This is a genomic window from Agathobaculum sp. (assembly GCF_022775115.1).
In the GTDB taxonomy this organism is placed as follows: domain Bacteria; phylum Bacillota; class Clostridia; order Oscillospirales; family Butyricicoccaceae; genus Agathobaculum.
This window is the reverse complement of record NZ_JALFLA010000001.1, coordinates 15,399-28,857: the sequence shown is the minus strand read 5'-3', so window position 1 is coordinate 28,857 and position 13,459 is coordinate 15,399. Positions and strand designations below refer to the sequence as shown.

12 protein-coding genes are annotated in these 13,459 nt (G+C 57.6%); all 12 read right to left on the bottom strand.

Annotation, left to right across the window (positions count from 1 at the left end; genetic code table 11):
- Window positions 1-22: 22 nt before the first annotated feature.
- Window positions 23-676, bottom strand: a complete 654-nt coding sequence (locus MR935_RS00140; RefSeq protein ID WP_290569966.1) for a DivIVA domain-containing protein — start codon at window positions 674-676, stop codon at window positions 23-25.
- Window positions 677-761: 85 nt separating this feature from the next.
- Complete coding sequence (locus MR935_RS00135; protein ID WP_290570017.1) at window positions 762-983, bottom strand: YggT family protein; 222 nt, start codon at window positions 981-983, stop codon at window positions 762-764.
- A 60-nt stretch (window positions 984-1,043) separates the two neighbouring features.
- Window positions 1,044-1,511, bottom strand: a complete 468-nt coding sequence (locus MR935_RS00130) for a cell division protein SepF (RefSeq protein WP_290569964.1) — start codon at window positions 1,509-1,511, stop codon at window positions 1,044-1,046.
- 19 nt (window positions 1,512-1,530) lie between these two features.
- Window positions 1,531-2,256, bottom strand: coding sequence for a YggS family pyridoxal phosphate-dependent enzyme (locus MR935_RS00125; protein WP_290569962.1), 726 nt, complete (start codon window positions 2,254-2,256; stop codon window positions 1,531-1,533).
- Window positions 2,253-3,551 carry an HlyD family efflux transporter periplasmic adaptor subunit gene (locus MR935_RS00120; protein ID WP_290569960.1) on the bottom strand — a complete coding sequence of 433 codons (1,299 nt, stop codon included), beginning with the start codon at window positions 3,549-3,551 and terminating at the stop codon, window positions 2,253-2,255. Before MR935_RS00120 ends, MR935_RS00125 begins: the two co-directional genes overlap by 4 nt.
- Before the next feature lie 18 nt (window positions 3,552-3,569).
- The gene (gene hfq / locus MR935_RS00115) at window positions 3,570-3,809 is read right to left on the bottom strand and encodes an RNA chaperone Hfq (RefSeq protein ID WP_290570015.1); all 240 of its coding nucleotides are present in this window, start codon (window positions 3,807-3,809) and stop codon (window positions 3,570-3,572) included.
- A 30-nt stretch (window positions 3,810-3,839) separates the two neighbouring features.
- On the bottom strand, window positions 3,840-4,781 hold the full coding sequence (gene miaA, locus MR935_RS00110) for a tRNA (adenosine(37)-N6)-dimethylallyltransferase MiaA (protein WP_290569959.1): 942 nt from the start codon (window positions 4,779-4,781) through the stop codon (window positions 3,840-3,842).
- A 10-nt stretch (window positions 4,782-4,791) separates the two neighbouring features.
- Window positions 4,792-6,744 carry a DNA mismatch repair endonuclease MutL gene (gene mutL / locus MR935_RS00105; protein WP_290569957.1) on the bottom strand — a complete coding sequence of 651 codons (1,953 nt, stop codon included), beginning with the start codon at window positions 6,742-6,744 and terminating at the stop codon, window positions 4,792-4,794.
- Window positions 6,745-6,832: 88 nt separating this feature from the next.
- Window positions 6,833-9,421: a DNA mismatch repair protein MutS gene (gene mutS, locus MR935_RS00100; RefSeq protein ID WP_290569955.1), complete on the bottom strand. Its 2,589-nt coding sequence runs from the start codon at window positions 9,419-9,421 to the stop codon at window positions 6,833-6,835.
- A gap of 92 nt (window positions 9,422-9,513) precedes the next feature.
- The gene (gene miaB / locus MR935_RS00095) at window positions 9,514-10,917 is read right to left on the bottom strand and encodes a tRNA (N6-isopentenyl adenosine(37)-C2)-methylthiotransferase MiaB (RefSeq protein WP_290569953.1); all 1,404 of its coding nucleotides are present in this window, start codon (window positions 10,915-10,917) and stop codon (window positions 9,514-9,516) included.
- A 20-nt stretch (window positions 10,918-10,937) separates the two neighbouring features.
- Complete coding sequence (locus tag MR935_RS00090) at window positions 10,938-11,606, bottom strand: TIGR03936 family radical SAM-associated protein (protein ID WP_290569951.1); 669 nt, start codon at window positions 11,604-11,606, stop codon at window positions 10,938-10,940.
- Window positions 11,599-13,422, bottom strand: a complete 1,824-nt coding sequence (locus tag MR935_RS00085; protein ID WP_290570014.1) for a TIGR03960 family B12-binding radical SAM protein — start codon at window positions 13,420-13,422, stop codon at window positions 11,599-11,601. Before MR935_RS00085 ends, MR935_RS00090 begins: the two co-directional genes overlap by 8 nt.
- Between the last annotated feature and the right edge of the window lie 37 nt (window positions 13,423-13,459).

Sequence of the window (13,459 nt, the reverse complement as noted above, 5' to 3'; positions counted from 1 at the left end):
TTTCGCTTCGTGCTTTCTTCCTTCACTGTTTCGGGTCGTATTCGGCGCCGAACTTCAGCTCACCGAAATCAAACTTGCGGGTCGCGTCCTCTATGGGCGCATCCGCCTGCTCAGGCTGCGGCGGCTCGGGTGCTTGTGCCGCCACGCTTTCCTGTGCGGGCGCAGCGGCGGGAGTCGGCTGCGCCTGCTTGGTCTCCGCTTGTGGCTCGGCCTGCTGACGGACGAGCTTTTCTCCCTTGGCCAGCTCGACAAGCGCCTTGGCCTGTGCCTGATACACAGCGGAGACACGGGCGATGAATTCTATCGTGTTTTTTCGCGCGGTCTCGAGCTTCTGCTCCTCCAGCTCGATCTCATCCTGCGCGGTTTTGACCTTGTTTTCGGTTTCATCCTTGGCAGCCGCAACGATCTGCTCCGCCTCTGCCTTGGCCTTGTCTATCGTATCCTGCGCGATCGTCTGTGCGCTCATCAGCGCGCGGCGCATACCGTCCTCGATACCGCGATATTCCTCTATCTTTTCGACCAGTACCTTCATCTTGGCCTTGAGCGAGGCGTTTTCCTTCTGCATCGCTGAAATCTCCTCTGCGACACGCTCAAGAAATGTATCGACGGATTTCATATCATAGCCGCCGAAAACTGCTTTTTCAAAGCCGATATCCTGAATTTCCTGCACCGTCATGTGTCTTTATCCTCCGTTTTGTTATCTATGCCTTGCGTATGGGAAAATGGCCGGACGTTGCCCGACCATCGCGCTTGGCCGCACGTCAAAGGCGGTAAAGCAGCGTTAAAACCAGTTCCAAACTGAAAAATGCCAGAAGAAAAGGAATATCAAATGGAATGCCGCGCAGGGCGCTGATCCGTTCGGTCAAATGCCGAAAGGGCAAGATGATCGGCTCGGTGACCATATACAGAAACTCATATATCTTCGAGCCCCGTCCCTGCGGGAACCACGACATGATCGCGCGGGCAAAAAACATAAATTCCATGCAGCGAACGACCGAAGCCACAAACCGCAAAATAACTATATGCAACACAACAAACCAACCTTAAAAATACATTCCGCTGCTTTCCAGCTCATCGATCAGATCGCCCATAATATCCACGTTGTACGGGGTGATGATATAGGTGCTGTTGGCCACCTTTTTAATTTTGCCCTCATTGGCATACGCCACACCACTGAGAAAATCGACCAGACGGCGCGCAACATCCTTATTGGTCTGCTCAAGATTGAGCACGACCGTGCGCTTATCCTTCAGGTGGTCGGCGATCTCGGCCGCGCTTTCAAAGCGATCCGGTTTGACCAGCACGACCGCCAATTGCGTAGTCGCATTGATATTGACGACCTTGTTACCCCTGCGGGAAGACGAAGCGGTGTCGTGCAGAACACTGTCATAAGCCGAAGGCGTGCTGCTCACGACAGGCTCTTCATTGCGATGACGGGGCTTTTCTTCCTCATACTCGTCCTCCACATCTTCGCCTTTTACCCAATCTATGAAGCCTTTGATCGAACCCATGCCAGTTCCTCCTTATGTTTTAGGGCGAAGCGGTCTGGTATGACCGCGCGCCGAAAATCGCCGTTCCCACGCGAATCATGTTCGCGCCGCAGGCGATCGCTGTTTCAAAGTCATTTGTCATGCCCATCGACAAATAGTCCATATTTACATTATCGTATTTTTTCGTCAAAATGTCAACAAATACTTGGTGCATTTCAGTAAAATAGCTTAAATTCTTTGTTTTTTCATCTGCAACAGGCGGAATTGCCATCAATCCGCGGATAGAAAGCGCATTTTTTGCGCTTAAACGTGCAATCGCCTCATCCAATTCTTCCAGCAGCAGGCCGCTCTTTGCTGCCTCCCTGCCGATGTTGACCTCGAGTAAAACATCCTGCCGCACCCCATGCTTTGCGGCCTCTTTGGCAATTGCTTCACCAAGGCGTACCGATCCGACCGACTGGATCAGCGACACCTTGCCGATCAGGTACTTGATTTTGTTGGTCTGCAGGGTGCCGATAAACTGCAGATCGGCGCCCTCATAAGCCTGCTGCGCATATTTATCTAGCAGCTCCTGTACACGGTTTTCTCCACATACGCGGATACCGCAGGAGATCGCCGCCTGCACACGTGCGGCATCGTTCATTTTCGTGGCAGCCACCAGTGTGATATCCTCCGGGGAGCGCCCCGCCTTGACGGCAGCCTGCGCTACGCGCTCCTGCACCGCACGGATGCGGTCGCGCAGCGCTGTCTTTTCCTGTTCGGTCATGTCTTCACCACCATATTGTTTTGCAGGTCTTTTCCGCGCACGATGATCTGATCCTGCGCAACCAGCGCACCAACATCGGTCGCGCTTTGCTGTACGACATAGTATGTGTCGGTTTCATACAGCTTTTTAATCGTTTTTTCTTTCTGTATCGACCCACTCAGAATATATACGCCAAGAGTCTCGCCGCCCTTGCCGTCGCTGACCATGCGCGCCGCCTGCTTGGGCACTTTCAGCCCGGTATAAGTGCCGAGGATGATCTCGATCGGCTGGCTGCGCATGGATACCATTTCGCTGTTAAAATCCGAGCCTTCCAGTACGATCAGTGCGGTATCCGCGTCGCGCTGCTTAATGATCTGATAGACGTTCACCGGCGTCTCAAGTGAGGCCTGCGTAAAACCGACGCGAATATCCGTGTCCTGATTGTTGTCGCTGCGCTGCTCGAGTACCTCGCTGAGCCTGTCCGCCTGATCGACCGGGACTTCAGCGACCAGATACCAGCTGAAGCCTTGTATGATCTTGCCGAGCGTTCCGTCCACATTGGCCGTTTTCCGGCTGCCGAGCAGCTCGTGAAAACGGTCGACCGTCAGGTCATCCAGCGCTTCGGGCGTCAATATATCCTCATATCCGTCAATGATCTCGGAAAAATAACCCGAGGTCGGCGCGGTAAGCTGCTGTGTCCGGCCCGCAAGCTGCCGGAGCAGCTCGTCCCGCTGTGCGGTGAGTGCGTCACGCTCGCTGCGCAGCGCCGCCGCATCCACACTGCCTGCCTCCCGGCGCAGCGAAAGCGTGCGCAGCGATTCAGCCGAGGACGAAAGCGCCGCGCCCGCACCCGCCTTGACCTGTTCGGCCATTTGCTGTAGCGAAAGTGCGATCAGCTGATCGAGCTTGGCGGCATCCGAGCCGTCGCCTGCGGATTGGAGCGCCGTGCTCAGCGGACCGATCTGATTGAGCAGCGGCTCGAGCTCACGACTGAGTGCAAGCGCCTGCTCGTCCGCATAGGCAGTGGCAAGCGGCGCGTCCTGCTGGACGCGCTCGCCGCTGTAAACCGTATGCTTGATCGAATCGCTCTTGCTGCCGGTGACCGATACCTCATCGCGAAAAAACCAGCCGGTAGCCGTGAAGCTGTCGTTCACAGTCACGCGGGCGGCAGGTACCGTCTGTATGCCGGTGGAAAAGGCGGATGCGACCTGTGTACCGACATACAGCACGAGCAGTGCCGCGCCGATCACCAGCAGCGGACGACCGTTAAAGCGGCGTATTTTTCGGGTTCGCCTATAATCTTTTTCTTCGTCCATATCTGACCTCGTATGTAATCATTCCGTGCGCGTATCCGTGTAAAGATCAATATGATGCTGCGGAATGATGGTCGAAATCGCGTGTTTGTAAATCATTTGCTGCTTGCCGTCGCTTTCCAGTAGGACGACAAAATTGTCAAACCCCCGCACGACACCGCGCATCTGAAAGCCGTTGGTCAGAAAGAGAGTCGTGCTTTGACCCTGACGGCGCAGCGCGCACAGCATACGATCCTGTAAGTTAAATTCGTTTCTCATGATGATTCCTCCAATGTTTTACATTTTATGGAATTATTGTACACCGTGATTTTGCAGATATTCTGTCGCTTCCTGTAAGACAGCAGGCAGTTCTTCCTGCGCCGTATAGTAAATCCAGTGGATACTGCCATCTCTTTTCAGCCATGTGAGTTGCCTTTTGGCGTAATTGCGGCTATGCTGCTTGAGCAGCGCAACGCATTCCGCCAGCGGAGCTTGCCCGCTCAGATAGCCGAGCAGCTCCTTGTAGCCGATGGCCTGCGCGGCTGTACCGGTCAGGCAGCCGCTGTCCCTCAGGCGCCGGGTCTCCTCGATCAGTCCCTCCCGCAGCATTTGCTCTACGCGGCGGTCGATTCGATCATAAAGTACTTGCCGGTCTGCCGGACAAAGACCGAGCTTGACCGCCTGATACTTGGGCGCGGGGCGTTTGTTCCGGCGGTTGAACGCGCCGATCGTCATACCGGTCTGCTCGAACACCTCAAGCGCGCGAATGACACGCTTGAGGTTGTTGGGATGCAGCTGCCGCGCGCTTTCGGGATCGACCTGCATCAGACGGGCATGCACGGCTGTGTTGCCCTGCTCGGCGGCCATGCGCTGATACTTCTGCCGCACAGTCAGATCCATATCGTCACCTGAAAAGATGCTGCATTCGATCAGCGCATCCATATATAGCCCCGTGCCGCCGACAACGATGGGCGTCATTCCGCGGGACAGGATATCCTGCGCGGCAGCATCCGCCAAGGCCACATAGCGCGCGACCGAGAATGTCTCAGTCGGCTCGCACACGTCCAGCAAATGGTGCGGTATGCCCTGCCGCTCGTCCGCTGTCGGCTTTGCGGTACCAATGTCCATCCCGCGGTAGAGCTGCATGGAATCGGCCGAGATGATCTCGGTATGCAATTGTTTGGCCAGCGCAACGGACAACGCGGTTTTACCGCTGGCCGTTGGCCCGCAGACGCAGATCAGACGGTTTTCCATGCTCTCTCCCCTATTGATTGACACGCTTGAATAGCTTGTCCAGCTCGTATTTGGTCAGACGAACGGTGGTCGGCCTGCCGTGCGGACAGGCGCGCACGGTATCGTCGTGCAGCACACGGTCGCACAGCGCTTGCAGCTCGGCAAGGCTGCTTGCCCTGCCCGCCTTGATCGCGGCCTTACATGCCACTGTGTGGATCAGATCGTCCAGACGGTCGGGTGTGGCCGCGCGGCTGTTCATCAGCTTGTCCGCCAGTTCGCTGATGACGCTGCGGATATCGCCGCTGTCGAGATAGGCAGGTGCGCTGCGCACGGCAAAGCTGTGCTCCCCAAAGCCGTCTATCGCAAAACCAGCGGCGCGCACCTCGTCGATTTGGTCGCGGATGGCAGCCGACTCCTCGCCGGTCAGCTCGACGATCACAGGTGTCAGCAACTCCTGCTGCGGCATATCGGTCTGTGCGCGCAGTTGGTTGAACAGCATGCGTTCATGTGCGGCGTGCTTGTCGATCAGGATTAGCCCATCGCTGTCTTCCGCGAGGATATAAGTCTGGAAGCACTCGCCGATTACACGAGCGCCGGTGTCAAGCGCCTCCAGCACGGGCGGTTCGGGCGGCGCAGACGCTGATTCGACCGGTGCAGGGACACGCGCTATCGCGGATACCGCTGCATTTGCCGAAGATGTTCCGGCCTGTCGGGCGGCAAGGCCGTCTGAGCTTTTGCCCTCCCGGTACAGGATGGGCGGCGCGGCAGCCGTCCCGCCCAGCGGACGTGTTTTTTCCGCGCGCGGCGGCACAGCGACAAGAAAATCCTCGAGCATGGGCATTGTGCTGCATATCTGCGGCGGTGCGGAAGCCGGCATCTCGGCGGTGGTTTGTGCACAAGGCACAGCAAACCGCTGCTGCGCCTGCGTTAGATTGTCCTCCCGCGGGCGGGCGGCGGCGGGCTTCTCCTGATGCGTCAGGCGCGGGATGTTATCCCCAGCCGCCAGCGCATTCTTACAGGCGATATACACCGCCTCGAATACCGGCTTTTCCTGAGAAAATTTGACCTCAGTTTTGGCAGGGTGGACGTTTACGTCTACCGCAGCCAGCGGCAGCTCCAAAAAGACCGCCCCGGAGGGGTATTTGCCCGTGATCATCGCGTTGCGATAGGCTTCTTCAAGCGCTGCCTGCATCAAACGGCTTTTGATATAGCGGCCGTTGACAAAAAAGTGCTGCATCGAGCGGTTGGGGCGTCCGGCGTGGGGCTTGACGATATAGCCGTGTACAGTCATGCCGCTGTGCTCGCTTCGCGGCACTTTGAGCATATCGGCGGTCAGTTCCTTGCCGAACACCGCGAAAACCGGTGCGAGCAGTTTACCCTTGCCGTCGCTCGAAAATACCTGCTTGCCGTCCCGGATGAGCGAAAAGGCAATCTCCGGATGGGAGAGCGCGGCATGCTGCACCACACCGAGGATGTAACCCGCCTCGGTGAAATCCTTTTTGAGAAATTTCATGCGTGCGGGCGTGTTGAAAAACAGGTCACGCACCACAATGGTCGTACCCTCCGGGCAGCCAGCCTCCTCTTGTGTCTGCACTGTGCCCGCTTCCAGACGCAGGTGCTGCCCGGCGATTGCGCCCGACTGCCGCGTGAACAGGTCGATGCGTGTGACTGACGCGATGGCGGCGAGCGCCTCGCCCCGGAAGCCGAGCGTACCGATCGCGGCCAGATCGGCCTCGGTGCGCAGCTTGCTCGTCGCGTGGCGGCGAAAGGCGACGGGCGCATCCTCGGCGGACATGCCGCAGCCATTGTCCGCTACGCGCAGATAGGAGATGCCGCCGTTTTCTATCTCCACCGTGATACGGGTCGAGCCTGCGTCGATTGCATTCTCGATCAGCTCCTTTGCGACCGATGCCGGTCGCTCGACAACTTCACCTGCCGCGATCAGATCAGCCAAATGCGGGGAGAGTTCCTGTATGATTGCCAAAACAGCCTCCTTTCAGCTGTGACAGCATATGTTTTTTGTCGGTGCGGCTGCAAGCTTGTGGTCTACGGTTTATCTGGCACAATGACCTTTACAGCAGTTTTTTCAGCTCAAACAGCGCATTCAGCGCCTCGATCGGTGTCATGGTGTCGATCTGCAGCGCGCGCAGCCGGTCGGCGATCGCACTGCCGGAGAGGGTGTCTATCGTCATCTGCGGTATCTCCTCCTCATCGACTGTGCGAAGCGCAGGCTTGGGCACGGTCGCCTCCAGATCGTCCAGCACGGCCTTGGCGCGCTTGATGACCGCGTTAGGCACTCCGGCGAGCTTTGCCACTTCAATGCCAAAGCTGTCGTCTGCGCCGCCGCGCACGATCTTGCGCAAAAAAGTAATATCATCGCCGCGTTTTTTGACGGCAATGTTATAATTTTTGATGCCGTCGACCATATCCTCCAGCACGGTAAGCTCATGGTAATGGGTGGCAAACAGCGCACGCGCGCCGATCTTGCGCGGATCGGCCACATATTCGATCACCGCGCGGGCAATGCTCATGCCGTCGTAGGTCGATGTGCCGCGGCCTATCTCGTCGAGGATCAGCAGGCTCGACCGGGTGGCGTTTTGGAGGATGTCGGCCACCTCGCTCATCTCGACCATAAAGGTCGATCTGCCGGTGGCAAGATCATCCGATGCGCCAACGCGGGTGAATACACGGTCGACCACGCCGATATGCGCCGACGAGGCTGGTACGAACGAGCCGATCTGCGCCATGATGGTGATAAGCGCCACCTGCCGCATATAGGTGGACTTGCCCGCCATATTGGGTCCTGTGATGATGGCAACACGGTTTTCCCCGCCGTCCAGTATGGTATCGTTTGGGGTGAACAGGCTGTCCGCCAGCATTTTTTCCACTACCGGATGGCGGCCGTCTCGGATCTCGATGCGGCTTGAACAATCAACTGTCGGACAGACATAGTTGTTGCTGCACGCGACCTCGGCCAGCGCGCACAGCACGTCAATCGCCGCGACCGCTTGCGCCGTGCACTGCACACGATGCACCTCGTCCGCGATGCGGTCGCGCACCTCGACAAACACATCGTATTCCAGCGTGGTCAAGCGCTCCTGCGCGCCAAGCACCGTGCTTTCGAGCGCCTTAAGCTCCTCTGTGATGTACCGTTCGCCATTAGCCAGCGTCTGCTTTCGGATATAGTGCGCGGGTACCAACTCGGCGCTGGCACGGCTGACCTCAATATAATAGCCGAATACGCGGTTGTAGCCGATTTTCAGCTTGCTAATGCCAGTGCTTTCACGCTCGCGCTGCTCAATGGCGGCAATTTTATCCTTGCCGCCCGATGCAAGGTCGCGCAGCGCGTCGATCTCTTCCTTATAGCCGGGACGGATCAGTCCTCCCTCCCGCAGCAGCAATGGCGGTTCATCGACGATGGCGCACTCGATCAGCGCACGGACATCGTCCAGCAGGTCGATGTTTGCGGTCAGCTCACGCAGCAGCGGCTGGCCAAACAGCGCCGTCTGCTCGCAAAGCGCCGGCAGGCACGCGATCGTACAGGCGAGCGAGCGCAGGTCACGGCCGTTTGCCGTGCCATATGTGATGCGGCCGATCAGACGCTCCATATCGAACATCTTTTTCAGTACATCTATCAGTGCGGCGCGCGTAATCATCTCATCACACAGCGCGCCGACCGCTTGCTGCCGCCGCGCGATCGCCAGCGGATCATACAGCGGCTTTTCCAGCCACTGTCGTATCAAACGGCTGCCCATCGCGGTTTTGGTACGGTCGAGCACCCAAAGCAGCGTGCTTTTTTTATCCTTAGTGCGCATATTTTCGCACAGCTCGAGATTGCGGCACGCATTCAGGTCAAGCTCCATGTACTGCCCTTGCCGGTAGACATCCAAACGGTTCAGACCGGCAAGGCTGGCCTTTTGAGTCTGCTCCAGATAAGCGAGCAGACCGCCGAGACAGCAGGCAGTCTGCGGCAGCTCGGACAGCGCCGCAGCGTCACGCTCCGTTGGGTGAAGATAGGTAGTGATACGCTCGTTCGCGCGCTGTGCGTCAAAGCATTCCTCCGGCATCGGCTCGACCAAAGCTTCCAGGCGCTCCTTCAAAAAGGAGACCAGTGGCTCCGAGACAGCAGCCTCGCCGCCGACCAGCACCTCGCGCGGTGAGAAACGGGCAAGCTCGCTGATGATGCTGCGCCACTCTGCCGCGCCGGTGGCATATACCGCGCCAGTCGTGATATCAGTAAAGCACACGCCGATCCCCGCTGCCCCGGCGTAAATGCAGCCGAGAAAATTGTTGCGGTTCTCGTCCAGCATAGACGCTTCAACGACCGTGCCCGGTGTGATGCGGCGCACGATCTCGCGCTTAACAAGTCCCTTGGTTTTTTTCGGGTCTTCCATCTGCTCACAAATCGCAATTTTGTAGCCCTTGCGCACCAGCTTGGCGATATAGCTCTCCGCGCTGTGAAACGGCACGCCGCACATCGGCGCACGCTCACCTTGTCCGCAATCGCGGCCGGTCAGCGTCAGCTCCAGCTCGCGGGAGGCCAGCTTGGCGTCCTCAAAAAACATTTCATAAAAATCACCCAGACGATAAAACAGGATATAATCCTTGTTCTGGTTCTTTACTTCAAAATACTGCTTCATCATGGGCGTGAGCTCTGCCATCTCTATCCTCCTGCCTGCTGTCAATATGTTTTTATATCCTCATGGCGCTATCCCCACTTACAAGGGATGCCATGGCTCCCACTGTACAGCCTTTATTCTTTTTTGACAGCGAACAGACAGCGAAGTGAGGTTTTTTCCACGTCAACCTCAATAAATTCACCGATCTGAATGCCGTCTCCCCGTACACAGACCAGCAGATTGCCCTCAGTGCGCGCGGTGAACGGATGCTCGGGAGACTTTGCCGCGCCGTCGACCAGCACGCGTAGCGTGCGTCCCATGTACGCGGCCTGCCGCGCGGCAACAATCTCGTCCTGTGCCCTCAGCAGACGTGCAAAGCGGTCCTGCTTTTCCTCGGGCGTGGCCGGGTCATCATACTCTGCGGCGGGTGTACCGCTGCGCTTGGAATACAAAAAGGTAAACAGCAGGTCAAAGCGCACCTTGCGCACCAGATCGAGCGTTTGCTGAAAATCCTCCTCGCGCTCGCCCGGAAAACCGACGATGATATCACTCGAAAGTACGATATCCGGCATCCGATCCCGTGCGTAGTCGATCAGTTTGCAATAATCCTCTGCGGTATAGCGGCGGTTCATGCGACGCAGCACCGCATCGCTGCCCGACTGAAACGGCAGATGCAGCTGCTTTGCGATTTTGGGACAGTCCGCCATTGTATCAAACAGTTTGGGACTTGCGTCCTTCGGATGGCTGGTCATAAAGCGCAGCAAAAAGTCACCGGGCACATCGTTCAGCCGCCGCAGCAGGTCGGAAAAGTCCATGTCCAGACCGAGATCCTTGCCGTAGGAGTTAACGTTTTGCCCAAGCAGCGTGATATCCTTGTAGCCCGCCGCGACCAGCTCACGAAGCTCCTTTTCGATGTCCTCCGGCCGGCGGGAGCGCTCCCGTCCGCGCACATAAGGCACGATGCAGTAGGTGCAGAAATTGTTGCAGCCGTACATGATCGACAGCCACGCCTTAGCGCCCTGCTCACGCAGCACAGGCAGCCCCTCGGCGATATCGTCCTCACCGCCAATGTCAAACACGCGTTTTTCGCCGTTCAGTACGCGGTACAGCAGCGACGGAAAGCGCCAGAGCGCGTGTGTGCCGAACAGCAGGCTGACCTGCGGGTAGCTTTTCTTGATCTTCTCTACATTTTTCTCCTGCTGCGCCATGCAGCCGCACAGCGCGATAATAATATCCGGCCGCTGCTTTTTGAGCTGGCGCAGCGCGCCGATGTTGCCGAATGCCCGATCCTCTGCGTGCTCACGTACTGCACAGGTATTAAAGAGGATAAAGTCCGCCTCCTCGGGCGAATCAGTCATCTCATAACCCATCTCAGCCAGCATACCGCGAATGCGCTCAGTATCGGCCTCGTTCTGCTGACAGCCGAAGGTGTGCGTATAAGCGCGCTTGCCGCGGCCGCCGATCATACGGCTGACCGCATCCAGATAGGTATATTGGTTTTGTATTTCTTGCTCGGAAACCATGATTGGGGCGCTCATGCTGCCCTCCTTTTGACGATTTAACGAAATGGTATGCCGTCACCGGTGAACACATTCATGCGGTGATAGGCGCTGAACGGGATATTGTATTCCGGCAGATACTGACGGATGGCACGAGTCAGGTATTCGGGGCTCATCGTGTTGTTGCCGGCAGCGGTCGTTACCACGGCGACAACCTCATCCTCATGCTGGGTGATCTTTAGGTCACGCATCAGCTCACGCATGTTGACCGTTTTTTCCCCGCGCTTGCTGCGCTTGACGATCTCAACCACCGGGCGGCTGAACAGCGCACGCACGTCCTCCGCAAAGCCAGTGGGTATTTCACCCTCAAAGCCCCATGTGATGCGGTACTGCGACCATTCGATCGCCCCGACCTTCATGCCGCCGTCGGCAAGCGGATAGATTTCGATTGCGCGCAGACCTGCTGGGAACACTGCGTTGAGTGCTTCCACCGCGTTTTCCGGTACGGTCTCACTTGTGATGTGGAAATCGAGGAATTCACACGCGCCGGAGTAGCCGGTTGAAAGCGGCAGCGCCACCGACACATAGGCGTGCTGGTTAAAGCCCTCGGTAAACCACAGCGGCATCTGGCAGCGTGCCATAGCGCGCTGCATAGTGTGCATCAGATCAAGGTGGGAGAGGTACTTGGCTCTTCCCTCTTTGGCAAATTTCATGCGGGCCTTAAACACGGCATGCGCCTCCTTTCAGCAAGGCGGAAGCGCCGCAGGCCGTGCACTTATGCATACAATCCGGCGTGATCGCGGCGGTGCGGGACAGCTCCCACTCCTCTCTCAAATGCTCCTTGCGCACGCCGCAGCTGATGTGATCCCAGGGGAACACCTCGTCTAACGGCCGCTGGCGCGAGGCGTAAAACGCCGGGTCGAGCCCGCAGTCGGCAAAGGCCTGCATCCACTTGTCAAAATCAAAGCACTGATCCCAGCCATCCATCTTGCAGCCGCGCTGCCAAGCCAGATAGATCGCCTTACCCTGCCGTCTGTCACCCCGGGCGATCACCGCTTCGAGCACTGAAGTCTCGGCGTCGTGCCAGTTAAAGGTGACGTTTTTGGTTTTCATGATGCCTTTAAGGTAGGTTTGCTTTTCCCGCAGCACCGCAAGCGTGTCCTGCGCATCCCATTGAAAGGGCGTTTGCGGCTTGGGCACAAAGCAGGAGGCCGAGGCAGTAATGCGTACACCACGCGCCCGGTTATTGGTATTGACGCGCCAGCAATAGGCCACCTTTTTGCAGATATCCAGAATACCATCTAAGTCCTCGGTCGTCTCGGTAGGCAGGCCCATCATGAAATAGAGCTTGACGTTATTCCAGCCGCCCTGAAAGGCAATCTCGCAGGCGCGGAGCACATTCTCCTCGGTGATGTTTTTGTTTATTACATCACGTAGGCGCTGCGTGCCGGCCTCACAGGCAAAGGTAAGGCCGCTCTTACGTGTTTTCTGCACACGCTGCATCAGCTCCGTGCTGAAGCTGTCCGCCCGCAGGCTGGGCAGCGACAGGCTGACATGACGCGGCTCGCAGTAATCGAGCATACATTCGGTCAGCCCAGAAAGCTCGCCATAATCACTGGTAGACAGCGAGGAGAGCGAGATCTCCTCATAGCCGGAGTTTTTCAGCACAGTCTCGGCCTGTTCTCTCAGCACCTCTTTGGACTTGGTGCGCAGCGGACGGTAGGTATATCCGGCCTGACAGAAGCGGCAGCCGCGCGGACAGCCGCGAAACAGCTCGACCATCGCACGGTCGAACACGATATCGGTCGAGGGCACGACGAACGACGTGGGATAGTACATCGTATCCAGATCCTGCACAATGCGCTTTTGCACCACAGCAGGCGCACCATTTGTCGGCGTGACGCGGTCTATCGTACCATCCGTCCGGTAGCTGACCTCGTAAAGCGAGGGGACATACATACCGGGTATTTGCGCGGCCTCGACCAGAAACGCCTGCTTTGACCAATCCTCGCGCTGGGCGCGGCGGTACAAGTCGGTAAATTCGAGCATGATCTCCTCGCCATCGCCGATCATAAATAGGTCGACAAAGTCGGCAAGCGGCTCCGGGTTGTAGGCGCATGGTCCGCCGCAGGCAACAAGATGCTTCAGCCCCGTGCGCTCGGCGGCGAGCAGCGGAACGCCGCCGAGATCGAGCATATTAAGAATGTTGGTAAAGGACAGCTCGTATTGCAGTGTAAAGGCGATGATATCAAAATCGGACAGCGGATCGCCGCTCTCCAGCCCATACAGCGGCAGGCCGGCGGCGCGCATCTCAGCCTCCATGTCGATCCACGGTGCGCAGACGCGCTCGCACCAGATATCCTTTTGCTCGTTGAGCAGTCCATACAGGATGCGCGAACCAAGATGGGACATGGCGACCTCATAGGTATCGGGAAAGCAAAAGGCAAAGCGCAGATCGACCTTGGCTTTATCTTTCATCACAGAGCCCCACTCGCCGCCGACATAACGCGCCGGCTTTTGCACGCGGGACAGGATAGCTTCCATTTTTTTGTGCAAGGCAGATTTCCTCCATAGCGGGATG

What these genes read in the sequence shown, in the direction of transcription:
- MR935_RS00140 (WP_290569966.1), bottom strand. Translation starts at nt 676, where the DNA reads ATGACGGTGCAGGAAATTCAGGATATCGGCTTTGAAAAAGCAGTTTTC.
- MR935_RS00135 (WP_290570017.1), bottom strand. Translation starts at nt 983, where the DNA reads ATGGAATTTATGTTTTTTGCCCGCGCGATCATGTCGTGGTTCCCGCAG.
- MR935_RS00130 (WP_290569964.1), bottom strand. Translation starts at nt 1,511, where the DNA reads ATGGGTTCGATCAAAGGCTTCATAGATTGGGTAAAAGGCGAAGATGTG.
- MR935_RS00125 (WP_290569962.1), bottom strand. Translation starts at nt 2,256, where the DNA reads ATGACCGAACAGGAAAAGACAGCGCTGCGCGACCGCATCCGTGCGGTG.
- MR935_RS00120 (WP_290569960.1), bottom strand. Translation starts at nt 3,551, where the DNA reads ATGGACGAAGAAAAAGATTATAGGCGAACCCGAAAAATACGCCGCTTT.
- miaA (WP_290569959.1), bottom strand. Translation starts at nt 4,781, where the DNA reads ATGGAAAACCGTCTGATCTGCGTCTGCGGGCCAACGGCCAGCGGTAAA.
- mutS (WP_290569955.1), bottom strand. Translation starts at nt 9,421, where the DNA reads ATGGCAGAGCTCACGCCCATGATGAAGCAGTATTTTGAAGTAAAGAAC.
- miaB (WP_290569953.1), bottom strand. Translation starts at nt 10,917, where the DNA reads ATGAGCGCCCCAATCATGGTTTCCGAGCAAGAAATACAAAACCAATAT.
- MR935_RS00085 (WP_290570014.1), bottom strand. Translation starts at nt 13,422, where the DNA reads ATGGAAGCTATCCTGTCCCGCGTGCAAAAGCCGGCGCGTTATGTCGGC.